At 60.9% G+C, this 23,205-nt stretch carries 19 protein-coding genes; 14 read left to right on the forward strand and 5 right to left on the reverse strand.

Annotated elements, in window-relative coordinates; all coding sequences use genetic code 11:
- The first annotated feature begins 164 nt into the window (after window positions 1–164).
- Together ACK5JE_RS04260 and ACK5JE_RS04265 are read left to right on the forward strand one after the other, a co-directional pair.
- Entirely contained in the window at window positions 165–521 is a 357-nt protein-coding gene (locus ACK5JE_RS04260; protein WP_416800459.1) for a c-type cytochrome, read from the forward strand.
- A gap of 17 nt (window positions 522–538) precedes the next feature.
- Window positions 539–895: a c-type cytochrome gene (locus ACK5JE_RS04265; RefSeq protein ID WP_416800460.1), complete on the forward strand. Its 357-nt coding sequence runs from the start codon at window positions 539–541 to the stop codon at window positions 893–895.
- A 93-nt stretch (window positions 896–988) separates the two neighbouring features.
- Here the strand turns inward: ACK5JE_RS04265 and ACK5JE_RS04270 are convergent, their stop codons facing one another.
- Window positions 989–1,420 (reverse strand): DUF1841 family protein, encoded by a 432-nt coding sequence (locus ACK5JE_RS04270; protein ID WP_416800461.1) that lies wholly within the window; start codon window positions 1,418–1,420, stop codon window positions 989–991.
- Window positions 1,421–1,612: 192 nt separating this feature from the next.
- Here ACK5JE_RS04270 and icd point away from each other — a divergent pair, with 192 nt between their 5' ends.
- The 5 genes from icd to ACK5JE_RS04295 all read left to right on the forward strand — a co-directional run bounded on the left by icd (window position 1,613) and on the right by ACK5JE_RS04295 (window position 8,857).
- Window positions 1,613–2,869 (forward strand): NADP-dependent isocitrate dehydrogenase, encoded by a 1,257-nt coding sequence (gene icd, locus ACK5JE_RS04275; RefSeq protein ID WP_416800462.1) that lies wholly within the window; start codon window positions 1,613–1,615, stop codon window positions 2,867–2,869.
- 100 nt (window positions 2,870–2,969) lie between these two features.
- Window positions 2,970–3,815 carry an HpcH/HpaI aldolase/citrate lyase family protein gene (locus ACK5JE_RS04280; protein WP_416800463.1) on the forward strand — a complete coding sequence of 282 codons (846 nt, stop codon included), beginning with the start codon at window positions 2,970–2,972 and terminating at the stop codon, window positions 3,813–3,815.
- 187 nt (window positions 3,816–4,002) lie between these two features.
- On the forward strand, window positions 4,003–6,048 hold the full coding sequence (locus ACK5JE_RS04285) for a putative bifunctional diguanylate cyclase/phosphodiesterase (RefSeq protein WP_416800464.1): 2,046 nt from the start codon (window positions 4,003–4,005) through the stop codon (window positions 6,046–6,048).
- A gap of 60 nt (window positions 6,049–6,108) precedes the next feature.
- Window positions 6,109–7,077: a TAXI family TRAP transporter solute-binding subunit gene (locus ACK5JE_RS04290; protein ID WP_416800465.1), complete on the forward strand. Its 969-nt coding sequence runs from the start codon at window positions 6,109–6,111 to the stop codon at window positions 7,075–7,077.
- Between the two features lies 1 nt (window position 7,078).
- Window positions 7,079–8,857, forward strand: a complete 1,779-nt coding sequence (locus ACK5JE_RS04295) for a TRAP transporter permease (RefSeq protein ID WP_416800466.1) — start codon at window positions 7,079–7,081, stop codon at window positions 8,855–8,857.
- Between the two features lie 221 nt (window positions 8,858–9,078).
- Here ACK5JE_RS04295 and ACK5JE_RS04300 read toward each other — a convergent pair whose 3' ends face one another.
- Genes ACK5JE_RS04300 through trxB form a run of 3 tightly spaced genes read right to left on the reverse strand, consistent with a single transcriptional unit; the run spans window position 9,079 to window position 11,197 of the window.
- Window positions 9,079–9,417, reverse strand: a complete 339-nt coding sequence (locus ACK5JE_RS04300; protein ID WP_416800467.1) for a DMT family transporter — start codon at window positions 9,415–9,417, stop codon at window positions 9,079–9,081.
- A gap of 48 nt (window positions 9,418–9,465) precedes the next feature.
- A complete protein-coding gene (locus tag ACK5JE_RS04305) occupies window positions 9,466–10,251 on the reverse strand; it encodes a Smr/MutS family protein (RefSeq protein ID WP_416800468.1) in 786 nt (261 codons plus the stop codon).
- On the reverse strand, window positions 10,238–11,197 hold the full coding sequence (trxB, locus tag ACK5JE_RS04310) for a thioredoxin-disulfide reductase (protein WP_416800469.1): 960 nt from the start codon (window positions 11,195–11,197) through the stop codon (window positions 10,238–10,240). Before trxB ends, ACK5JE_RS04305 begins: the two co-directional genes overlap by 14 nt.
- Window positions 11,198–11,242: 45 nt before the next feature.
- Between trxB and ACK5JE_RS04315 the strand changes: the two genes are divergently transcribed.
- The 5 genes from ACK5JE_RS04315 (at window position 11,243) to ACK5JE_RS04335 (ending at window position 19,244) form a co-directional block, all read left to right on the forward strand.
- Window positions 11,243–13,597: a DNA translocase FtsK gene (locus ACK5JE_RS04315; protein WP_416800470.1), complete on the forward strand. Its 2,355-nt coding sequence runs from the start codon at window positions 11,243–11,245 to the stop codon at window positions 13,595–13,597.
- Window positions 13,598–13,602: 5 nt separating this feature from the next.
- The gene (gene lolA / locus ACK5JE_RS04320) at window positions 13,603–14,256 is read left to right on the forward strand and encodes an outer membrane lipoprotein chaperone LolA (protein WP_416800471.1); all 654 of its coding nucleotides are present in this window, start codon (window positions 13,603–13,605) and stop codon (window positions 14,254–14,256) included.
- Entirely contained in the window at window positions 14,253–15,656 is a 1,404-nt protein-coding gene (locus tag ACK5JE_RS04325; RefSeq protein ID WP_416800472.1) for a replication-associated recombination protein A, read from the forward strand. The genes lolA and ACK5JE_RS04325 overlap by 4 nt, the downstream gene beginning before the upstream one ends.
- A gap of 584 nt (window positions 15,657–16,240) precedes the next feature.
- A complete protein-coding gene (locus tag ACK5JE_RS04330; protein ID WP_416800473.1) occupies window positions 16,241–18,628 on the forward strand; it encodes a YadA-like family protein in 2,388 nt (795 codons plus the stop codon).
- Between the two features lie 85 nt (window positions 18,629–18,713).
- Window positions 18,714–19,244: a hypothetical protein gene (locus ACK5JE_RS04335; RefSeq protein ID WP_416800474.1), complete on the forward strand. Its 531-nt coding sequence runs from the start codon at window positions 18,714–18,716 to the stop codon at window positions 19,242–19,244.
- A 206-nt stretch (window positions 19,245–19,450) separates the two neighbouring features.
- Here ACK5JE_RS04335 and ACK5JE_RS04340 read toward each other — a convergent pair whose 3' ends face one another.
- A complete protein-coding gene (locus ACK5JE_RS04340) occupies window positions 19,451–20,455 on the reverse strand; it encodes a helix-turn-helix domain-containing protein (RefSeq protein WP_416800475.1) in 1,005 nt (334 codons plus the stop codon).
- A 623-nt stretch (window positions 20,456–21,078) separates the two neighbouring features.
- Between ACK5JE_RS04340 and ACK5JE_RS04345 the strand changes: the two genes are divergently transcribed.
- On the forward strand, window positions 21,079–21,720 hold the full coding sequence (locus tag ACK5JE_RS04345) for a Crp/Fnr family transcriptional regulator (protein ID WP_416800476.1): 642 nt from the start codon (window positions 21,079–21,081) through the stop codon (window positions 21,718–21,720).
- A gap of 42 nt (window positions 21,721–21,762) precedes the next feature.
- A complete protein-coding gene (locus tag ACK5JE_RS04350) occupies window positions 21,763–23,142 on the forward strand; it encodes a tyrosine phenol-lyase (protein WP_416800477.1) in 1,380 nt (459 codons plus the stop codon).
- Window positions 23,143–23,205 lie beyond the last annotated feature (63 nt).

A 23,205-nucleotide genomic window follows, 5' to 3' on the forward strand; every position in this document is an offset into this window, starting at 1 on the left:
AAACAGGAGGGGCGGACGAAGAACCTAGTGGACAGATATTATGGGTTTTAAATTTCGAGGTCTGACTGTATCGAGGCAATTATCGTACAATCGACATGCCTCATCGGTCCGGTAAAACAGGGGCCGATGCCGACACAATATGAATCAGAGAGACAAGAGGCCATATGAAGTCGCGAGCTATGTTTGATCGTGGTTTGGGAGCTGTCGTCGTGGCGGCATCCTGTCTGCTGGCGGGGTCTGCCCTGGCGGCCGATCCTCCCGCCGTGCAGGGCAATGCTCAGGCGGGCGCCCAAAAGGTCTCCATGTGCATCGGATGCCATGGAATCCTGGGCTACAAGGCCGCCTACCCGGAGTTGTACCACGTCCCCATGATCGCGGGTCAGAACGCGGCCTACATTGTGGCGGCCCTGAAGGAATACGCCAGTGGCGCGCGGACCTTCCCGACCATGGACGCCATCGCGCGGTCCCTGTCCGAGCAGGACATGGCCGATGTCGCAGCCTACTATTCCAGTCTCAAGTGATCCGGGGGAACACCATCATGCGTACATTGGGGATTGCCCTGCTGGGTCTTGGCCTGGTGGCAACCGGCGCTCAGGCAGCCGACCTGCAGGCCGGCAAGGCCGCTTTCGAAAAATACACCTGTGCTTCCTGTCACGGCGCCGATGCCAAGACGCCGCTGCAGCCAGACTATCCAATCCTGGCCGGGCAGCATGAGGACTATCTGGTGCATGCGTTGACCTCGTATCAGCGCGGGCAGGCGGGGGCGCCAGCCTCGGCCAATGTGCGCAAGAATGCCATCATGGGGGCCATGGCGGCTCAACTGTCAGCCACCGATATCGAGAATATTTCCGCCTGGCTGTCGGCTCAGCCTTCCGCCCTGGCCGTGCGCAAATAGCCGGTCATCCTGTTTCGGCGAACGCCCGTCCGGCCTGCACGCCCGGCGGGCGTTTTCGTTTTTGCCGTCGGGACGCCGCCGGGGCGCCGCCCGTCAGCGGTCACGCGTGGCGTGACGCCGGATCAGGTCCAGATAGTGCGCATTGTCCAGCGGCTTGCCCAGGCGCTGGGCCTCCCAGACGACCTCGCCGAGCGCCTCCATGATGACGTGGGCGGCCTCATGCTCGTCCCGTCCCTTGGACAGCGTATGCCAGGCGGCCCGGATGCCGGGGGGGTGGTCGATCGCCAGTTGTTCCTGGATCGCCAGATGCATCGACAGGTGCAGGAACGGGTTGGTGCGGCCGGCCTCGACCGGATAGTCGCGCTCCGCCGCATCGGGATCCTGCAGGTCGGCGTGGTATTCGGGGTGGCGACCGATCAGGTCGACAGCCATGGTCTCCAGGGGTGTCAGCACCCCGCCTTCACGGTGTTTTCGCCAGGCATCGGTGAAGAACGCGCGGACCTGTTCCTTGGACGGGTTGAACATGGGCGGGGAGAAAATAGGCGGTGACGACGGGTCGGGATACGCATTTTAACCCGCAGGATCGAACGCCCCGGGCGCCCTGGCCGGTAGAATAAGAGGAGAATCACTGTTTGCTGACAGCCAGTTTACGTTAAACTCTTATATAAGACTGATTTCCCTCCCTTAAACAACGAACCCAGCAACACTGGAGCGCCCATGTCCTATCAGCACATCAAGGTCCCGGCCGGCGGACAGAAGATCACGGTCAACGCCGATTTCTCCCTGAACATTCCCGATGAGCCCATCATTCCCTACATCGAGGGTGACGGCACCGGCCAGGACATCACCCCGGTGATGCTGAAGGTCGTCGATGCCGCAGTGGCCAAAGCGTACGGTGGCAAACGCAAGATTCACTGGATGGAAGTCTACGCCGGTGAGAAATCCACCAAGATCTACGGTCCGGACGTCTGGCTTCCCGAGGAAACCCTGGACGTCGTTCGCGATTACGTCGTCTCCATCAAGGGCCCGCTGACCACCCCGGTCGGCGGTGGCATCCGTTCCTTGAACGTGGCCCTGCGCCAGGAACTGGACCTGTATGTCTGCCTGCGTCCGGTGCGCTATTTCAAGGGCGTGCCTTCGCCCGTGCGTGAACCGGAAAAGACCGACATGGTCATCTTCCGCGAAAACTCCGAAGACATCTACGCCGGCATCGAGTTCGAGGCGGAATCCGACAAGGCCCGCCAGATCATCGAATTCCTGCAGGACAAGCTGGGTGTCAAGAAAATCCGTTTCCCGGGCACGTCCGGCATCGGCGTCAAGCCCGTGTCGCGCGAAGGCACGGAGCGCCTGGTGCGCAAGGCGATCCAGTACGCCATCGACAATGACCGCCCGAGTGTCACGCTGGTGCACAAGGGCAACATCATGAAATTCACCGAAGGCGGCTTCCGCGACTGGGGTTACGCCCTGGCCCAGAAGGAATTCGGCGCCCAGCTGGTCGATGGCGGCCCGTGGTGCAAATTCAAGAATCCCAAGACCGGTCGCGACATCGTGGTCAAGGACGTCATCGCCGACGCCTTCCTGCAGCAGATCCTGCTGCGGCCGGCCGAGTACGACGTCATCGCGACGCTGAACCTGAACGGCGACTACATTTCCGACGCCCTGGCTGCCCAGGTCGGCGGGATCGGCATCGCCCCGGGCGCCAACCTGTCGGATTCCGTGGCCATGTTCGAGGCCACGCACGGCACCGCGCCCAAGTATGCGGGCAAGGACTACGTCAACCCGGGTTCGGAGATTCTGTCCGCCGAGATGATGCTGCGTCACATGGGCTGGACCGAAGCCGCCGACCTGATCATCAGCAGCATGGAGAAATCCATCCTGTCGAAGCGGGTCACCTATGACTTCGCCCGTCTGCTGGAAGGCGCGACCCAGGTGTCGTGCTCGGGCTTCGGCCAGGTGATGATCGAGAACATGTAGTCCTCGGTTTGACCGTTTCTGGTTTTGAAAAGCCCCGTTTTCATTGCGAAAGCGGGGCTTTTCTGCGTTTTTGCCGGGTATGTCCGCAAAAGGATGCCTCATGACCGCCGTATCGTCCCCCGCCTGCCATGCGCGCAGTCTGTTGTTCGTGCCGGCCACCAAGCCGGAGCGTTTCGCCAAGGCGCTGGATTCGGGCGCTGATTGCATCATCATCGACCTCGAGGATGCTGTTGCCGAGGGCAGCAAGGATGTCGCGCGTGATCAGCTCGCCCAGTTCCTGACCTCATTGGCACCGGGCGTGCTGGCGCGAATCGTCGTGCGCGTCAATGCCGTGGACACGTGCTGGCATGCGGCCGACCTCGCCATGTTGCGCCACTCGGCGGCGCAGGGTGTGACCGTGATGCAGCCCAAATCGGAAGCACCCGCCGCGCTGCGTGATATCGCCCAGGCGCTGGGCGCGAACGCATGCCTCGTGGCCTTGATCGAGTCACTGGCGGGGCTGGATGCCGTCGATGTGCTGGCGCGGGAACCGCAGGTCGCGCGTCTGGCCTTCGGTCATCTGGATTTTCAGCTCGACCTCGGCATGCGCGCCTCGGTCGATGAGCCCGAACTGGCCTTTGCCCGTCACGCGCTGGTGGCCGCCTCGCGTCGCGCGGGGTTGCCCGCGCCCATCGATGGCGTGACCACGGATACCCAGGATGCCGAACGGCTTGTGGCGGATGCCCGGAGGGCACGAGCTTTCGGTTTTGGTGGCAAATTGTGCATCCACCCGACCCAGGTGGCGCGGGTGAACGAGACCCTGGGGTATTCCGAGGCTGAACGCATCTGGGCGCGTCGCGTGCTGGACGAGGCGGCCAGGCATGGCGGCGAGGCGTTCAGCCTCGATGGCCGGATGGTGGATCTGCCCGTGATCCGCGCGGCTCAGGCGGTATTGGGCGTCGGCTAGAACAGCCAGGTTACAATCTGTATATACTATACTTAAAAAAAGGAAATCGGCATCAGTGTGTCGCATGGCGACACAGGGGAACACATGAGTCATGAGCCGGATGAAATCATCGGACTCGACGATTACGACTGAAACAGGCGCAACCGGGCATTCGCAGGTCTCAGCCCAGGCGCAGGCGCATGGCGCCATGTCTGAACTGGACCGGGAGACCCTGGAGCGCCGGGTCGCCGAACGCACCAGCGAATTCGTTCGCGCCAATGTCAGGCTGCGAAAACAGGTGCGTGAAAGCGAACGCGCAGTTCATTTGCAGTCGGCGTTGTACCGGATTGCCGCGCTCAGCCATTGCCTGGACAGCAGCGATGTCTTTTATTGCAGCATTCATCAGGCGGTGGGGGAGCTGCTCAATGCAGAGAGTTTCTGCATCGCGCTGGTGTCCGACGATGGAGAATGGCTGGATTTTCCCTATTACGTAGACAGTTCCGGGGCCGAGCTCGTGCGCCGGCCCATGAGCCGTGGCATGAGTGAATATACGATCCGGCGAGCGGAAACCATCCGGCTGGAGATGCAGGATATCGATGCGCTGGTCAAGCAAGGCGAGGTAGACCCGGCCATTTATGGCACCCCGGCTGTTTCCTGGCTCGGCGCGCCCTTGATGGGGCCGCAGGGCGTGATGGGCGTCGTCGTCGTGCAGAGCTACCGTTCCAATCTGCATTACACGCAGCAGGACGCCGAACTGCTGACGTTCGTGTCCTATCAGATTGCCAATACGTTGCAGCGACGCCAGCAGGCCGAGGCATTGCAGGTGCTCAACGCGCAGCTTGAGCAGCGTGTCCACGAGCGCACGCAGGCGTTGTACCGACAGATCGTGGTCCGGGAACAGGCGCAAAAGCAACTCACGCATCAGGTCATGCATGATTCGCTCACCAGTCTGCCCAACCGCCTGTATTTACGCGAACGCCTGGAACGCGCGCTGGCCGCGCAAAAACTGGACCGGACCCGCAGTTTTGCCCTGTTGTATCTGGATGTCGATCGCTTCAAGCTCTTTAACGATGGTCTGGGACATCGCGTGGGCGATGAGGTGTTGCGGATCGTCTCGGCCCGGATGGCCGATTGCGTGCGGGCGCCCGACATGGTCGGCCGGCTGTCGGGCGACGAGTTTGCCATTCTGCTCGAAAATTGCTCGCAGTCATATTCCGCCTGCCTGGTTGCCGAGCGCATTCAGGCCCGGGTGGCCGAAACCATCAAGGTTGATGGCCGCCAGTTGCATATCTCGGTCAGTATCGGCATCGCGATGAGCCATCAGGCCTACGGGTCGGTCGATCAATTGCTGCATGACGCCGATACGGCGCTTTATCGGGCCAAGGCGGCAGGCCGCAAGCGCTATGTGTTGTTCGACCAGGCGCTGCATGCATCAGCCATCAATGTCCTCGATCTGGAGCAGCAGATGCGCATCGCGCTGGATCAGGCGCAGTTCGCGGCTTATTTCCAGCCCATCGTGCGCCTGACGGACAGCGAGGTCGTGGGCTACGAGGCCCTGATCCGTTGGCAGCATCCTGAACACGGTGTACTGGTGCCCAGCCAGTTCCTGCCCGCGGCCGAAGAAGTCGGCCTGATCGAGGCGCTCGACTGGCACATGTATGAACTGGCCTGTGAGGCGGCTTCCATGATGCTCGGCAGCGACAAGTGCCTGAGCCTCAATATTTCACCGAGCCATTTCCACAGCCGGAATTTCCCCCAGCGCCTGCTGGATCTGGCATCGCGGACCGGGGTGGCGGCGAATCAACTGTGCGTCGAGGTCACCGAGACCTCTTTGATGTCCGATCCGGACGCGGCCTCCGAGATCCTGGGCTGTTTGAGCGAGGCGGGCGTGCGCATTGCGCTGGACGATTTCGGTACCGGCTATTCCTCGCTCAGTCATGTGCACCGCTTTCCTCTGAGGACCCTGAAAATCGACCGCTCCTTCATCGCGCCGCTGGGACGGGAAGGGCAGCAGCGCAGCGCGGCCATCGTGGCCGCCGTGCTCAACCTGGCCTGCTCACTGGATTTGAACGTAGTGGCCGAGGGGGTCGAAAACGCCGCGCAGCGGGGTGTGTTGCTGTCGATGGAAAAGGACTGTCTGCTGGCGCAAGGCTATCTGTTCGGCCGGCCTTTTCCCGTGAATCCCGATTGCTCGGCGGTCGAGTTGTCTGCCGCGGCGCCTGGACGGCCTGTCACCGGGCACTTTAAAAATTGACGCTGGCCACGCGTTATGTATACCCTCGATATCCTTGAGGCTTAATACAAGGAGCATTCCATGCGAGCATGGTTGAAAACAACGATTGCGCTGGGCGTCACGGCGCTGTGTTCATTCGGGCTTGCGGCGCCCGGGCATGCGGAGCAGCGCATCGCCTACAAGTCGGCCAAGGCCGGCACCTCCTACTACCAGATGGGTGTGGAGCTGGCCAACGCCATCAAGACCGGTTCGCAAGGAGGCACCATCCTCACGGTGGAAGAGAGCCAGGGCTCGGTGCAGAACGTCATGGAAGCCGCCGTGCGGCAAGGTGACTATGTGTTCACCTCGCCGCCGGGTCTCGTCGAGAGCGCCATGGAGGGCAAGGGACCGTTCAAGAACCGACCCAAGGAATCCTTCGCCAATATCCGGGCGCTGTTTCCGATTCCGTCGCTGACCATGCATTTCGTCATGCGGGGCGATCAGCAGGTCGATCGGTTCTCCGACATGGCCGGCAAGACCATCCTGTTGGGCAAGGGCAGTTTCGGGGCCACCGAGGGCGAAAAATACATCAAGCTGTTCGGTCTCGAGGACAAGATCAAGATCGCCTCGGCGGAACTTGGCAATGCCGCCGATGCTCTCAAGAACGGTCAGATCGACGGTTTCGTGACGGCCGGGTCATTCCCCGCGCCCAATCTGGTCGAGGCTTCCGCGAGCATGCCGGTGTCCCTGGTGTCGCTGACCGATGCGCAGATCGAGCAGACCGGCCGTCAGAAGCAGATTATTCCGGCGGGCACCTATGCGGGGGTGGACAAGGATGTCGCCACCACGTTCCTGCCCGTCGAGGCCTTCACGACGACGGCCATGGACGAGCAGACCGCCTATCTGCTGACCAAGACCTTCTGGCAGCAAAAGGCGGGGTTGGGCGAGCGGGCGCCGTGGTGGAAAGCCGTCACCCCCGAGATGTTGCTCAAGACGACGGTCAAGCTGCATCCTGGCGCCGTGCGCTATTACCAGGAAGCCGGTCTTCGGATCCCGGCGGAAATGCGCTGACATGACCGCGCAGCCGATGCGCGGGCCCACCGTCTGGGTGGGCCTGGGGGTGCTTTCGATCGTCTTTCACTTGGGGCTGGTGTTCAGCGGCCTGGTGCCGGCCCTGGTGGCGCGGCCTTTGCACATGGCGCTGGCGCTGCCCTGGCTGTTCGTCTATGCGGCCCGGACCCGGTGGCAGAAGCTGTCGGGATGGGTGCTGATGTCGCTGGGCGTGGCCGCATGCCTGTATATCGCGCTGAATGCCGATGCGCTGGGGGATCAATACGGTTTTCTCGAAAGTAATCTGCAGATCGCTGTAGGGCTGGTGTTGCTCGGGGTCGCGCTGGAGATGGCCCGCCGTGCCATCGGCTGGCCTTTGCCGATGGTGGCGCTGATCTGTCTGCTGTATGGATTTTTCGGTCAGTACGTGCCGGGGCAGTTCGGCCACCCGGCGGTGCCGCCGGGCAGTGTCCTGGGGACATTGACGATCACGGAAGGTGGTGTCTGGGGTTCGTTGACCGGTGTATCCGTCAGCGTCGTGGCCATTTTCGTGATCATGGGCGCCGTGCTGAACGTGGGCGAGGCGGGCCGGGGGTTTCTCAACATCGCCACTGCGGCAGCGGGCCGCCTGCGGGGTGGCGCGGGCAAGGTTGCGGTGCTGGCATCCGCGCTGTTCGGGTCGATTTCGGGTTCCGCGTCGGCCAATGCCGCTTCCATCGGGGCCGTCACGATGCCGACGATGGTGCGCATGGGCTATCCCAGATCCCTGGCGGGCGCCGTCGAGGCGGTCGCTTCCTCGGGCGGGCAGATCATGCCGCCGCTGATGGGCGCGGGCGCATTCGTGATGGTCGAGCTCACCGGGACGCCCTACACCCGGATCATGGCGGCGGCCCTGTTGCCGGCCTTGCTGTATTTCCTGGCTGTATGGATCGGCATCGATCTGTTTGCCCGTCGCTATGGCCTCAAAGCGCTGGACCAGGATGACCAGCCCAGCCGGCGCGATGTCATTGTCACCTTGTTGTTTTTCCTGGTGCCTTTCGGGGTGCTGTTGCAGCAGATGTTCATCGCGCAGGTGACGCCGCAGTATGCCGCCTGCATGGCGATTCTGGTGGGCGTGCTGTTGCTTCTGGTCGACATCCGCTTCAAGGTGTCGCTGCGGACGTTCGCCCGGCGCATCTCCGAAGCGGCCCTGATCGCGGGCCGGCAGATTTCCATGATCGCGGCCATCATCATCTGCGCCTCGATCGTGATCGGTGTCCTGGGCATGACGGGACTGGGCATCAAGGTCACATCGGTCATTCTCGCCCTGGCGCAGGAGAGTCTGTGGCCGGCGCTGCTGCTGACGGCGGTGGCGTGCCTGCTGCTGGGCATGGAGGTGCCGACCACGGCGGCGTACGTCATCTGCGTGGCGATCGCCGGACCGGCGTTGAACCGGCTGGGGATCGACCTGCTGCTGGCGCACCTTTTCGTGTTCTGGTATGCCTTGCTGTCGACGATCACCCCGCCGGTCTGTGGCACTGTGTTCATTGCGGCCGGCATCGTGGGCGAGAACTGGCTCAAGGTGGCTGCCTCGGCGATGCGGCTGGGGGTGGGGCTGTACATCATTCCGCTGGCCATGATCGCCAATCCGCAGCTGGTGCAGCTGATCGATCATCCCTGGCGGGCACTGGCGGCTTTCGTGCAGATCGGTATCGGGCTGTGGTGCCTGTCCTTCGCCTTCATTTCCGGTTACCGGTCGTGGCTGCGCATACCGGTCGGCGTGGCAGGCGCGGCTGTCTGTTTTGGTCCGGCCCTGATGTGACGGCGGCGGACCAGCACGGGATACGGGACTTCCCTAAGTGTCATTTGTAGATACAGACAGCATAATGCTGTCCATGCAGGTGAGGAGACAGCCTTGCGAGGGCACTGGCGCCACGGAGATGGCGCTTTAATTTGTAGCAGTACCCATATAAGAAACATAAATCTGGCGGGGCCGACGACAAAATCGTCGGCCCCGATCCATTCAGGGCCTGCTCACACGGGTCATGCCTGCCCGCCCGATCCCGAAAGCACATTCAACACCAGCACCCCGGCCAGGATCAGCCCGATGCCGACCAGCGCGGCGGCGTCCAGCGCCTGACCAAAGACAAAGTAACCGATCAGGGCAATGGCGAGGATGCCCACGCCCGACCAGACGGCATAGGCGACTCCGACCGGGATCGTTTTCAACGCCAGCGCCAGCAGATAGAACGCGAGTCCGTAGCCCAGGGTGGTGATGGCCGAGGGCAGGGGGCGGGTAAAGCCGTTCGACACCTTCAGCGCGGAAGTGGCGATGACTTCGGCCAGAATGGCAATGCTCAGATAGATCCAGCTGGGGCTCATGAGAGACTCCGGTAAGGCGCGGGCGGCGATGCCGGGTGGCAGCCGTGGTTAATCCCGGGGTGGGGCGGTCAGACGCAGCAGGGCGTGCAGGGCGCCTTCTCCGCCTTCGTGTTCATGGCACTGGACCCAGGCCTGGATGGCTTCCAGGCGGCACAGGTGCTGGCGGATCGCGGCTTTCAGAACGGGCTCGCCCCGGCGCGAGCCGATCCCTTTGCCGTGAATGATGCGCACACAGCGGATGTCGTGCGTCAGGCATGAGGCCAGGAACCGGTCCAGCCGCTCGCGGGCCTGATCCAGTGTGCTGCCATGCAGATCCAGTGATGCTTGAGGAATCCATTTGCCGCGTCGCAGCCCGCGCAGCAGATCCGGGCCGCAGCCTGTTTGCAGGAAGGCGTCGGCTTCGGGATCGAACGCCGGCGCTTTGCGCCGTTGCCGGGGCGCGGTGGGAGGCGTCCGGGCCGCAGCGGTGGCGCCTTGGGCGTGTTGCCGCCTGGCCTGCAGCAGGCTGTCGGGGCCGCGCGGCCCGCCCCCCGCCCGGGCGCGGGGACCGTGATCCGGCAACGGTTGCACGAACCGCATGGCCTGGCGGAACAGCGCGCGGTCGGCGGGGTCCAGCGAGGGCGTTCCGGCCTGTGGGGGCAGGTCGTCCGAGGCGCTTGAGTCCGGACCGACGTGTTTTGCCTCCGGCCCGGCGTGTCGAGCGTTTGCCGGACTGTTCCGGCCTCCGCGCTTCGAGCCCTGAGGCTTGGGGCGAGAAAGGGCGGGTGGTTCCGGGGGAGCCGCTTCGGTGCGCAGCCGGCGCAGGTCGGCCAGGGAGGGCTTAGATGCCTTCATTCTCCAGCCAGCGTTGTGCGTCCAGCGCGGCCATGCAGCCGGTGCCGGCGCTGGTGATGGCCTGGCGGTAGACATGATCCTGCACGTCGCCAGCGGCGAAGACGCCCTCCACGGAGGTCATGGTCGCCAGCCCCTTGAGACCGCTACGGGTGACGATATAGCCGTTTTCCATGGTGATCTGTCCCTCGAAGATCGCCGTGTTGGGTTTGTGTCCGATCGCGATGAAGGCGCCGGTGACCGCCAGGTTCTCGGTCTCGCCGCTGCGATTGTCGCGCAGCCGCACGCCGGTGACGCCGGAATCGTCGCCCAGGACCTGATCCAGTTCGCGAAACAGCGCCAGGCGCATGTTGCCGTGTTCGACCTTGTCCATCAGCTTGTCGATCAGGATGGGCTCGGCGCGGAACTTGTCGCGCCGGTGTACCAGGGTGACGGTGCGGCAGATATTGGACAGGTACAGGGCTTCTTCGACAGCGGTGTTGCCGCCGCCGACCACGACGACGTCCTGGTTCTTGTAAAAAAAGCCGTCGCAGGTGGCGCAGGCCGATACGCCGCGGCCCATGAACGTCTGTTCGGACGGCAGCCCCAGGTACTGGGCTGAGGCCCCCGTGGCGAGGATCAGGGCGTCGCATGTGTAGGTCTCCCCCGTATCGCCGGTCAGCGTGAAGGGACGTTGCGACAGGTCCACGCTGGCGATATGGTCGAACACTATTTCCGTGTTGAAACGCTGGGCGTGCTCCATGAACCGCTGCATCAGATCGGGGCCCTGGACGCCGGCGACATCGGCCGGCCAGTTGTCGACTTCGGTCGTGGTCATCAATTGACCGCCTTGCTCCAGGCCGGTGATCAGGACCGGGTTCAGATTGGCGCGGGCGGCGTAGACGGCGGCGGTGTAACCTGCCGGACCGGACCCGAGAATGATGAGTTTGGCGTGTTTTGCGCTGGGCATCGCTGAAAATCCGTTGAACTTTGACCCCGCAATTATAATGACGGGATGGCAAGAATTCCGGCGACCCCTACACGCTCCTCCCGCAACGTGCGCAACGGCCCCTCTCCTTTGCAGACACGCCTGTCTGGCTTGTTCCGCGAGGCCCGATGGGTGCTGCTGGCGGCTCTGGCCTGTTGGCTGATCCTGGTGCTGGCCACCTGGAATCGCACCGACCCGGGCTGGTCCCATTCCGTCTTCGGCGACACGATCTACAACTGGGGCGGCACTTTTGGCGCGTATGTCGCCGATCTGCTGCTGTACCTGTTCGGCGCATCCGCCTGGCTGTGGGTGCTGCTGTTGCTGCGTCGGGTGGCGGCGGGATTCTATCGCCTGTCCCGGGTCGTGCTGCCCAGCCGTGTCCCGGAATTGCTGCCGCGCGTGCGCTGGGAGGTCGGGATCGGTTTTGCCCTGCTGTTCCTGGGCTGCATGGGGGTCGAGGCTCTGCGGTTGCAGGGGTGGGCGGGGCATCTGCCGGCGGGCGCGGGCGGGCAACTGGGTCAGCTCCTGGCGGGCGCATTGGCCCGACTGCTGGGCGAGGCGGGCAGCACCTTGCTGCTGCTGGCCTTCATCGTCGCGGGCACCAGTCTGTTTTTCGGTTTTTCATGGCTGAACGTCTCCGAGCGCGTCGGCCATGCCCTCGAACTTGCCTGGCGTCGCCTGTGGGATCTGAAAAACGCCTGGCAGGACCGGCGCGTGGGGGTCACGGCGCAGGCCGAACGCCAGGAAATCGTCGAAACGCGCCAGACCCAGCTGGTGCACGAGCAGCCGGTCCGTATCGAGCCCACCGTCACCACGGTACCCAAATCGCCGCGCGTCCAGCAGGAAAAACAACAGCCCTTGTTCACGCCGCGCGAGGACCCGGCGATGGCCGGCAGCCTGCCGGCCCTGTCGCTGCTGGACCCGGTCGAGCAGACCCAGGAAACCGTCTCCCCGGAGACCATCGAATACACCTCGCGCCTGATCGAGAAAAAACTGTCCGATTTCGGCGTCAGCGTCACCGTCGTGGCCGCCCAAGCCGGGCCGGTCATCACGCGCTACGAGATCGAGCCGGCCACCGGCGTCAAGGGCAGCCAGATCGTCAATCTGGCCAAGGACCTGGCCCGCGCGCTCAGCCTGGTGCGCATCCGGGTGGTGGAGACCATCCCGGGCAAGAACCTGATGGGGCTCGAGCTGCCCAATCCCCGGCGCCAGACGGTGCGGCTGTCCGAAATCCTGGGGTCCCAGGTCTACCACGAGAGCGCGTCCCTGCTGACGATGGCGCTGGGCAAGGACATCGCCGGCAACCCGGTGGTGGCCGACCTGGGCAAGATGCCGCACCTGCTGGTGGCCGGGACCACGGGTTCGGGCAAGTCGGTCGGGATCAATGCCATGATCCTGTCGCTCCTGTACAAGGCCGACGCCACCCAGGTGCGTCTGATCCTGATCGATCCCAAGATGCTGGAAATGTCCGTCTACGAGGGCATTCCGCATTTGCTGGCCCCCGTGGTCACCGACATGCGCCATGCCTCCAATGCCCTGAACTGGTGCGTGGCCGAAATGGAAAAGCGCTACAAGCTCATGAGCAAGCTCGGGGTGCGCAATCTGGCGGGGTACAACACCAAGATCCGCGAGGCCCAGAAGCGCGAGGAGCTCATTCCCAATCCCTTCTCGCTGACGCCCGATGCGCCCGAGCCCCTGGGCCCGCTGCCCATGATCGTGGTGGTGATCGACGAGCTGGCCGACCTGATGATGGTGGTGGGCAAAAAGGTCGAGGAACTCATCGCCCGGCTGGCCCAGAAGGCCCGCGCCGCCGGCATTCACCTGATTCTGGCGACGCAGCGCCCCAGCGTGGATGTCATCACCGGTCTGATCAAGGCCAATATCCCCACGCGGATCGCCTTCCAGGTCTCCTCCAAGGTCGATTCCCGGACCATCCTGGACCAGATGGGCGCCGAGACCCTGCTGGGACAGGGCGACATGCTCTACCAGCCGCCGGGGACCAGCGTGCCCACGCGGGTTCATGGCGCCTTTGTCCATGATGATGAGGTGCATCGCGTGGTCGAGGCCCTGAAGGCCGAGGGCGAGCCGGATTATGTCGAAGGGCTCCTCGAAGGCGCCAGCGAGGGCGAGACCGGCGACGGCGTCAGTTCCGTCACGGGCTTTGCCGATACGGAAAGCGATCCGCTGTACGATCAGGCCGTCGAAGTCGTCATGCGCAGCCGCCGGGCGTCGATCTCCTTCGTGCAGCGCAATCTGCGCATTGGCTACAACCGTTCCGCCCGCATCCTCGAACAGATGGAGCGGGCCGGCTTGGTGTCTCCGCAGCAGCCCAACGGCAACCGTGACATTCTGGTGCCGGCCTCGCCCGGCGAGGACGAGTGACTCCCATGATCGCCTGCTTTTCGAATCGCCGTCGAGCTCTGGCCGCTGCCACGCTGTCGTGTTGCCTGGCGGTATGGCCCGGTCTTTCTCGGGCGGTCGATACGGCCCAGGTCCAGCTGCAGTCCTTCGTGAGCCGTGTCCATGCCGCCATCGGTCAGTTCAGCCAGGAACGGACCGATGCCAGGGGGCTCGCCCAAAAACCCCAAAGTGGGTCCTTCGCCTTCCAGCGGCCCGGCAAGTTTCGCTGGGATGTCCGCGCTCCCTATCAGCAGCTGATCGTCTCCGACGGCAGCCGTGTGTACCAGTATGATCCCGACCTGGCGCAGGTCACCGAGCGCCGCGCCAGCCAGGCTGTCGGGGCTTCGCCGGCCGCGCTCTTGTTCGGCTCGGGTTCGCTGGACGACGCCTTCGACCTGCAGCCCCGGCCCGATCGCGACGGCCTGCAATGGCTGCGCGCCGTGCCCAAGACTCCGGATGCCGGCTTCGTCCACGTGGATATCGCGTTTTCCGACGGGCTGCCGCGCCAGCTCGAATTGCTGGATGCCTTTGGCCAGATCTCGCGCATCGTCTTTACTGGCCTGAAGTCCAACCCCGAGATTCCCGCCGGGCAGTTCCGGTTCACGGTCCCCAAGGGTGCCGATCTCGTGAAGATGGAATGATGAACGGGCAGGGCGATCTGCTGGGCGACGATCCGGACCTCGCGCAGGCCGCGATGCCGGCCCGGTCAGGCGCCCGGCACAGGCAGGGCGCGCCGGCGACCGATCCGCTCCAGGCCCTCTCCGGCGCGCCGCTGGCCGATGCCTTGCGGCCCCGTTCGCTGGACGAGGTGATCGGCCAGACCCATCTGCTGGGGCCGGGCCGTCCTCTGCGGCTGGCCTTCGAGTCCGGCACACCGCATTCCATGATTCTGTGGGGGCCGCCCGGTGTCGGCAAGACGACCCTGGCACGCCTGATGGCGACCGCCTTCAAGTGTGAATTCATCGCCTTGTCCGCCGTGTTTTCGGGTGTCAAGGACATCAGGGCCGCGATCGAACAGGCTCAGCGCCACCAGTCCATGGGCAAGCACACGCTCCTGTTCGTGGATGAAATCCACCGGTTCAACAAGGCCCAGCAGGATGCGCTGTTGCCCTACGCAGAAAGCGGCCTGGTCACCTTCGTTGGCGCCACCACCGAGAATCCCTCTTTCGAGGTGAACTCCGCGCTCTTGTCGCGGGCGCAGGTCTACGTGCTCAAATCGCTGACCGAGGCGGAACTCACCCAACTGTTCGAGCGGGTGCGCAAAGTCGCGCTGGGTGCGCTTCAGTTCGATGATCCGGCACGGGATACGCTCATTGGTTACGCCGACGGAGATGCCAGACGGTTCCTGAACCTGCTGGAGCAGTCGCGCACCGCCGCCGAGGCGTCCGGCCTGACCACGATCAGCGTCGATTTCCTGCAAAACGCCCTGACCCTCAACAGCCGTCGTTTCGACAAGAGCGGGGACAATTTCTACGACCAGATCTCGGCCTTGCACAAGTCGGTGCGCGGCTCGCATCCGGATGCGGCGCTGTACTGGTTCACGCGGATGCTGGATGGCGGCGCAGACCCCCGCTATCTGGCCCGGCGCATTGTCCGTATGGCCTGGGAAGACATCGGCCTGGCCGACCCGAGGGCCATGCAGATCGCCAACGATGCGGCCTCGACCTATGAGCGGCTGGGCAGCCCCGAAGGAGAACTGGCTCTGGGGCAGGCGGTGATCTATCTGGCCATGGCGGCCAAGAGCAACGCCGGCTACAACGCGTACAACCGGGCACGCGCCTTTGTCAAGCAGGACAAAAGCCGGGAGGTTCCGGTACATTTGCGCAATGCGCCGACCAAGCTCATGAAGGAACTGGGCTACGGGCATGCCTACCGGTATGCCCACGATGAGCCCAATGCCTATGCGGCGGGTGAGACCTATCTGCCCGACGGCATGCTGGAGCCGGGTTGGTATCAGCCCGTGCCCAGGGGGCTGGAAATCAGGATCGCCGAGAAGCTGGCCCTGCTGAGAAAGTGGGACGAAGAGGCCGGGGATGCGTGAAATCAGAAAACAAGAGACGTCCACTCCTTTCCTCCTCCTGTCCTGAAAACTGGCGAGCGTACTGAAGTGGTGCTCATCGACCATCAAGGTCAGGATTCACATCGTTGACTCGTAAAAGCATCAGTCCGTTGGGGCTGATGCAGGGCTATGCCAGCGCGTTGCGCATGTTGGCGGATCCACGGCCATTCGCATGGTGAGCCGTGACTCAAGCGACACTGCGCAGGATATCCGCACCCGGTTCAAGTGGTGCAAACAGGCTGTCGTCTTTTCTCGAGCTGTCAGCGATGCGGCAGCCGTTCCCCCAATCAGTGGTTCGACGATGCGGACAGGTCGTGAGCATGTTCTGCAGGTACGAGGCTGGGCCGTGGACATCATCTGGAGGGCTGCGCCAGATGCCTGACCGATTTCTGAATCTCGTCAAACAGATCAATTATTTGTGCAATGTGCACTTTATGCGGTATCGGCATGCCTGAATTGACTAACTAAAAAAATGCAACTGCTGAGAAAATAATCTCCAAATCTCGTAGCGTCTCGAGACATTCAAGTATGAATTTGTATCTCAAAGGAATTTGGCGGAGGCTCACATGAACAAGATCCATAAAATCATCTGGAATGATCGGACGAGAACCTATGTGGTCGTTCCGGAAACCGCTCAAGGTCGTGGGAAACGATCCGGATCGGCGGATGCCCGCAATCGTACGACGGTGCAAGTCGGAACCGCGGAGCGGGTTGCAGCGGCGATTGCCAGGATGGCCTTCGCGTGCATCGGTGTATTGGGTTTCGCAAGTTTTTCGTATGCGGGAGGTTGCTCTGCAACCAGTAACGATTGCCACTTCTATAGTGTCGGAAATACGACCAGCAGCACGGGAAATTACAATAATAACGGTGCTACCGGGACAGACGCGCTGGCGGCCGGAGTAAAGGCCAACGCTGCGGGAAAAAACGCCACGGCTGTAGGCCATATGGCCAAGGCATCAAAGGAAGGTACGACAGCAGTCGGCTCTGAGGCGGGCGCCACGAATACAAATGCCACAGCTGTAGGAAATAAAGCCAAGGCTTCGCAGCCCAACACCACGGCTGTAGGGAATAACGCCAAGGCTTCGCAGGCATCCGCCACGGCCGTTGGCGATGGGGCGAATGCGACCTCGAAGGGTAGCGTTGCTTTAGGTGCCGCGAAAGCAAATGGGACGAATTCCATTGCTCTTGGGTCAGCCTCGTCCTCGCGGGGGACCAGCTCTATCAGTATAGGAAATAAGTCGGACAGCACCGGAGGTGGCCCATCTGCGGTAGCGAATTATGCGATCAGTATTGGCGATTCAGCAAATGCCTCTAAGAACGAGACCATCGGAATTGGCCATAGTGCCAAAGCAACTGGGGGCTCTGCCGTGAGTATCGGTTCGGGCTCGAACTCCACAGGGACAAACAGTCTTGCGCTGGGTGCCAGTGCGAGTGCGAGCGCGAACAATGCGATCGGCATGGGCAATGCGGCGCAGGCAACTCAGGACGGTGCCATCGGCATCGGCCAGAGGTCGAATGCTTCCGGAGTCAATGCGGTGAGCCTGGGCCAGGAATCGAAGGCGACGGAAAGCAACACTGTCGCGCTGGGAGCCATGGCTGAAGCGACGGCAGAAAATGCTGTTGGCCTGGGCAATACGGCGAAAGCAAGTGGTGTAAATGCCATTGGCATTGGTACGTTGTCGACAGCCTCTGGCGCCGATGCTGTTGGCATGGGCAATGCGGCGAGCGCAATGGGAGACTATGCCATTGGCATCGGCTCGAACTCGAATGCTTCCGGGCTCAATGCGGTTGGTATGGGACGGTCGTCAACGGCTGCAGGACAAAACAGTCTTGCGCTGGGTGCCAGTGCGAGTGCGACCGCGAACAATGCGATCGGCATGGGACGGTCGTCAACGGCTGCAGGACAAAACAGTCTTGCGCTGGGTGTCAGTGCGAACGCGAGCGGGAAAAATGCGATTGCAATGGGCACGAATTCCGAGGCGAGTGGAGAGCAATCGGTTGCCGTTGGGGTGGGAAATCAGGTAACGGGCGATCACTCCGGGGCTTTCGGGGATCCGAATGTAGTCAGTGGTAAGAGGAGTTATGCCGTTGGCAATCGCAACACCATTGCCAACGACAATACGTTCGTATTGGGCAATAACGTGAGCACCACGCAAGATAACGGTGTAGTGCTGGGTGCCGACTCAACTGATCGGGAGGCGACAACCGAGACGGGTTCGACGATCAATGATCAGGCGTATACGTATGCTGGCCAGGGGAATTCTTCATTTGGCGTGGTCAGCGTGGGGAAGGAGGGCGCCGAGCGCCAGGTGATCAATGTCGCAGCCGGGGAGGTAAGCGCCACCAGCACGGATGCCGTGAATGGCAGTCAGCTCTACACGGTAGAGCAGGCTGTCCAGGTTCCGCTGAGTTTTGCGGCGGACAGCGGTACGCCAACGGCGCGTCGGCTCGGTCAGACTGTCGCCATCACTGGGGATGGGAACAACATCTCCACAGAGACCACCTCGAATGGCGTCAGTGTGCGGCTTTCGAATGATCTGCATATTCAGTCGCTGACGGCCACTCAGCAGATTGCGATAGAAAATGGTCCCGTCATGACTCAGAACGGCATAGATATGCGGGGGCAGAAAATCACGAATGTCGCACCGGGGACAGCGGGCACCGATGCAGTGAATGTAAATCAGCTGAATCGGGTGTCCAAGCGGATCGATTCTGTCGACAATCGAGCCAGTGCGGGTGTCGCGGCAGCCATGGCTGTAGCCGGTTTGCCTCAGGCGTATTTGCCGGGCAAGAGCATGGTCAGTGTTGCTGGTTCAACTTGGCGTGGCGAAGGCGGTTATGCGGTGGGTATGTCCCATGTGACTGAAAATGGGAACTGGGTTCTCAAGGCGGCTGCAAATGGTTCTTCGCGAAGCGATTTTGGTGGCACGATCGGTGTCGGATATCAATGGTAAACATGAGGAGCACTTCTGAGTAGAACGAAGTCTACTGATTTGCTTATCGGGTGAAAATTCTATGCTGCTAAAGCGAAGTGTTGTAATGCTGGCCCCTGTTCTTGCATCGGTTGTGCTGGCCGGCTGCCAGAGCAGGGCGCCGCGGCCAGACAACAGGAACGGTCCGCAATCGACTGCGCAATCGTCAGAAGTTGCCGTTCAATCGGTTTCCCGGCAGGCCAGTACGGCTGCCAGGTATCAATCGGTCACTTTTTATCTGGCGCAGGATCAGCAGGCGCAGGGATTGTCCCGGCTTCAGATCGGAAAGGGCGTTCTCTGGTTTTCTCCTCAGGCAGTCATGAATGATGCTGATTTGGAGAATGTTCAGCCGCGTCGTTCTAACAATGGCCACCCTTTTGTTCGGTTTCAATTCACTCAGGCCGGTGCAAAAAAACTGGATGCGATCACGACAAAATACAGAGGAAATATATTGATTACAACGGTCGGTAAAAACATCATCAGTCTGCTGCGTTTGGATATGTCGGCCAAACAAGGGATTCTGGATATTCCGATGCGAACTGATCAGGACGCAATCAATACAGCAAATGCCATATCTAGACAATGGAACAAGGGCTGATTGCCGGCGTACTGTTTTAAAACATGCGTTTTTACCCGGCTCAAGTGGCTGTAAGGAGATGAGGGTGCCTACCTCGTATTTCGATTGGCAACGCCAGCTACCCCTGTGGCTGGCGAAATCCATTCAGTTTGATGAATTTCCATGAGGGTTTGTTCATGGCGTCGGGGAGCCTGATCCGTCAGATGGCGCTTTGCCGCCATGATGGATTATCGATACAAGTGTTTTCTATAGGCTCCTGGAGGAGAGCCATATCGTTTTTTAAATAGCCTGGCTAAAGATCCCTCATCGGAGAAACCGCAATCCCACGCGATCTCGGCAACTGTGAATCTCATATCCTGTTCATTCCGGAATCGCTCGAGGACATGTCTCAGACGTACGTTCTGAAGTTGTTTTAAAAAGCTCTGCCCTTCTGGCGAGTATGTGGAAAATAATTTGTGCACATAGCGGACGGATATCTCAAAATCCTCTGCGAGGCTTTGGGCAGTTGCGGTGGGATCGTTATAGTTATCGTGGATCCAGATCATCATTTGGTGATAAAGATGCTGGCGGGCGCCGTCGGATCGCGAGTTTGGAAAACCAGATTGCTCGGTATATACGGGTTTTTCCAATACCATCCTCATCATCAGGGAAAAAAGGTACGAAGTAAAAGCAGCTCTCAATGCAGGTGTCTGACGAATTGATTTCATCAAGGCTGCTTCTATTCCTGCCATGTAGTATGACAATATACGGGCCCATCCGTGTTCCTGCGAGAATCGAAGGCCTGCATATTTTTTAAGAGGGAAGCCCCATTCCCTCACCATTGCATCCGACATGGCAAAAATAGTACAGTCGATCCGCGAACTGTCCCAGTCATAGGTTTGCTTGGAATCGATCAGAATCAGGTCGCCTGCCAGCAACTGCGCATCGTGACCGCCATGATTGCTATGTGTGGGCGCGTTGGTTCGCACCAGCAGCAATCGAGGGTTTTCTTTGCCCAGGTTTGCTATTTCATCGGTTCCTCTGTGAGAATTGCATTGCTCGCCTTGAGCAAATATGATGGAGGCGCCGCCCAAGCCATATAGTTCGATATTGCCATCATAAGACCGGGTTAAAGGGTTTCCCATTTTAACACCAAGCACCCGTCGATCGATGAATTCATTCCAGGACTTGAAATTATTTTTTTCCTGGGCTTCTTTTGTTTTAGGAGACAATGTATGGGTTAAGGATTCCATATTAATTTTGTTTGTCTTCAAAACAGTATAAAAATGGATGGCTATCTCGGGAACGCCTCTTTTACAAATTTCATACTTTTATTTTCAAGGTTTAATGTACATCGATACCCGCAATTGGTAAAGTATAGTCATAAAAAATTAACATTATTTAACTTAGTTATTAAAAATTTAACTTTTGAATTGGAAAAATTAAATATTTTTAAAGATCTGGAACAGCAAAGACCTTGGGGAATGCTTCTTTTTTATGTCTTTGTGTGAGTTCAAGGTCGAGCGACCTTTGCTGGGTGAAGTTCCCTTCAATAAAAGATCAAGGAAAGAAGGCAGGAAGAAATACAGGCAGGACTGGTGTCTGGTCGGGCTGCTGTGGCCTGGAGACGGCAACAGGATGCATTGCCAGTGAAAAATCTCACAACCAGACAGCTGACCTGAACAGCCTGTTCGACATTTTTGCAGCGTGTCAGCCCTGGATGCGTGCGCCGTGTAGTCCATGCTACTGATTTCAGAAGATAGTAAATGCTAGTATTCATCCAATGACGGAAAGATAATTCGTCAGCATGCGGATGGAGTGAGGGGTGATTTCAAAAACAAAAGAATTCGAAGCATCTATCGATGTGCCTTGGGTCGTGTTCGATAACCTCTCCATCTGGGACGAGGTGTTGCCTCTGGGGCGCCGTATCGTGTGGACGCGCGGCGAGCGGATTCGAGACCCGGGTGATCCCGCGCACAGCGTTTTCCTGATCCGTTCCGGGCTGATCAAGGTGTCCGCCGTCAGCCAGGAGGGCGTACAGCGCACCTTGTGGCTCCAGGGCGCTGGCAGCGTGCTGGGCGAAGCCGCCCTGTTGAGCGGCAAGCCCTATCGGCATGAAATCAGCGCCCTGGAACGGGTCGAGGCTCATGAATTTCCCGCGTCGGTGATCATGCGGGATCTGTTCGAGAAACACCCGGCCCTGAGCCGGCAGCTGCTGGTCAATATCGCGGCCAAATCCTATATCGGTTCGTCTCAGGTGGAGGATGCCGTCTTTCTGAACGGTCCCCAGCGGGTGGCCCGGCTGCTGTACGGTCTGGACCGGCTGCACCGGTCTGCCAGCCTGCCTGTTTCCCATAGGGAGATCGCGGAGATGCTGGGACTGCATCGGGTCACCGTCAGCAATGCCATCGGCCTGCTGCGGCGGGCGGGCCTGCTGGACGAAACGACACATGGAATCCGGGTCGCTGACTCGGCCGGACTGGTGGCCTATGCGCAGGGTCCATCCCCCGGCCCTTGAGCTCTTTTCATGAGACCCGACCCTTTAAAGGAGGCAATACCGATGGATACGATTTACACGGCCGAACCTTACAAGATCAAGATGGTCGAACCGATCGCCGTCACGACCCGCGAGCAGCGGGCGCGGTTCATCGCCGAGGCGGGATACAACACGTTCCTGCTGCGCTCGGATCAATGCTATATCGATTTGCTGACCGATAGCGGCACGACCGCCATGAGCGACAACCAGTGGGCGGGCATGATGCTGGGGGACGAGGCCTATGCCGGCAGCCGCAATTTCATCCATCTGCAGGAGGTGGTCCGCCGCTACTATGGCTTCAAGCATATCGTGCCGACCCATCAGGGGCGGGGCGCCGAGAACCTGTTGTCGCGCCTGTGTATCAAGCCTGGAGATTACGTGCCAGGGAACATGTATTTCACCACCACGCGCGCGCACCAGGAACTGAATGGCGCGAAATTCGTGGACATCATCATCGACGGGGCGCACGATCCGCAGATCGAATTGCCATTCAAGGGCAATATCGACCTGGCAAAGCTGCAGCGTCTGATCGACGAGGTCGGCGCGGACCGGATCCCCTACGTCTGTGTGGCCGTGACGGTGAACCTGGCGGGGGGGCAGCCGGTCAGCATGGACAATCTGCGCGCCGTCAAGCGCCTGTGCGAGGCGTATGGCATCCAGGTGATGTTCGACGCCACCCGTTGCGTGGAGAACGCCTACTTCATCAAGGAGCGTGAGCCGGAATACGCCACGCGCACGATCGCTGAAATTCTCAAGGAAATGATGAGCTACGCCGATGGCTGCACCATGAGCGGCAAGAAGGATTGCCTCGTCAACATCGGAGGTTTCCTGTGCATGAACGATGACCAGCTCTATCAGCGGGCGACCGAACTCGTCGTGCTGTTCGAGGGCATGCCCAGCTATGGCGGGCTGGCCGGACGCGATATGGAGGCGATGGCCCGGGGAATCGAGGAGTCGGTGGACTATCACTACATCCAGCATCGGATCGGTCAGTGCCGCTATCTCGCCGACCAGCTGGTCGCGGCCGGCATCCCCATCGTCAGGCCGGTGGGAGGACACGCGGTGTTCCTGGACGCCCGTGCGTTCCTCGATCATCTGCCCCAGGAAGTATTCCCGGCGCAGACGCTGGCGGCCCAGCTTTACCTGGAAAGCGGCGTGCGCAGCATGGAGCGAGGCATCGTGTCCGCCGGCCGCAACCAGGAGACGGGCGATCATCATCGGCCCAAGCTGGAACTGGTGCGTCTGACGATTCCCCGCCGCGTGTACACCTACGCGCACCTGGACATCGTGGCCCGGGCCTGCGAGGCGCTGTATCGTCACCGTCGCGACCTCAAGGGCATGAAGATGGTCTACGAACCCAAATTGCTGCGATTCTTCACCAGCCGTTTCGAACCGCTGGGCTGAGCGCATCCGGCAGCCACTCTCCGGGGCGTGTCCGACGGCGGCTTTCCATCTGTGGTCGCCCGA

This window comes from Castellaniella sp., assembly GCF_047971665.1.
Classification (GTDB): domain Bacteria; phylum Pseudomonadota; class Gammaproteobacteria; order Burkholderiales; family Burkholderiaceae_B; genus Castellaniella.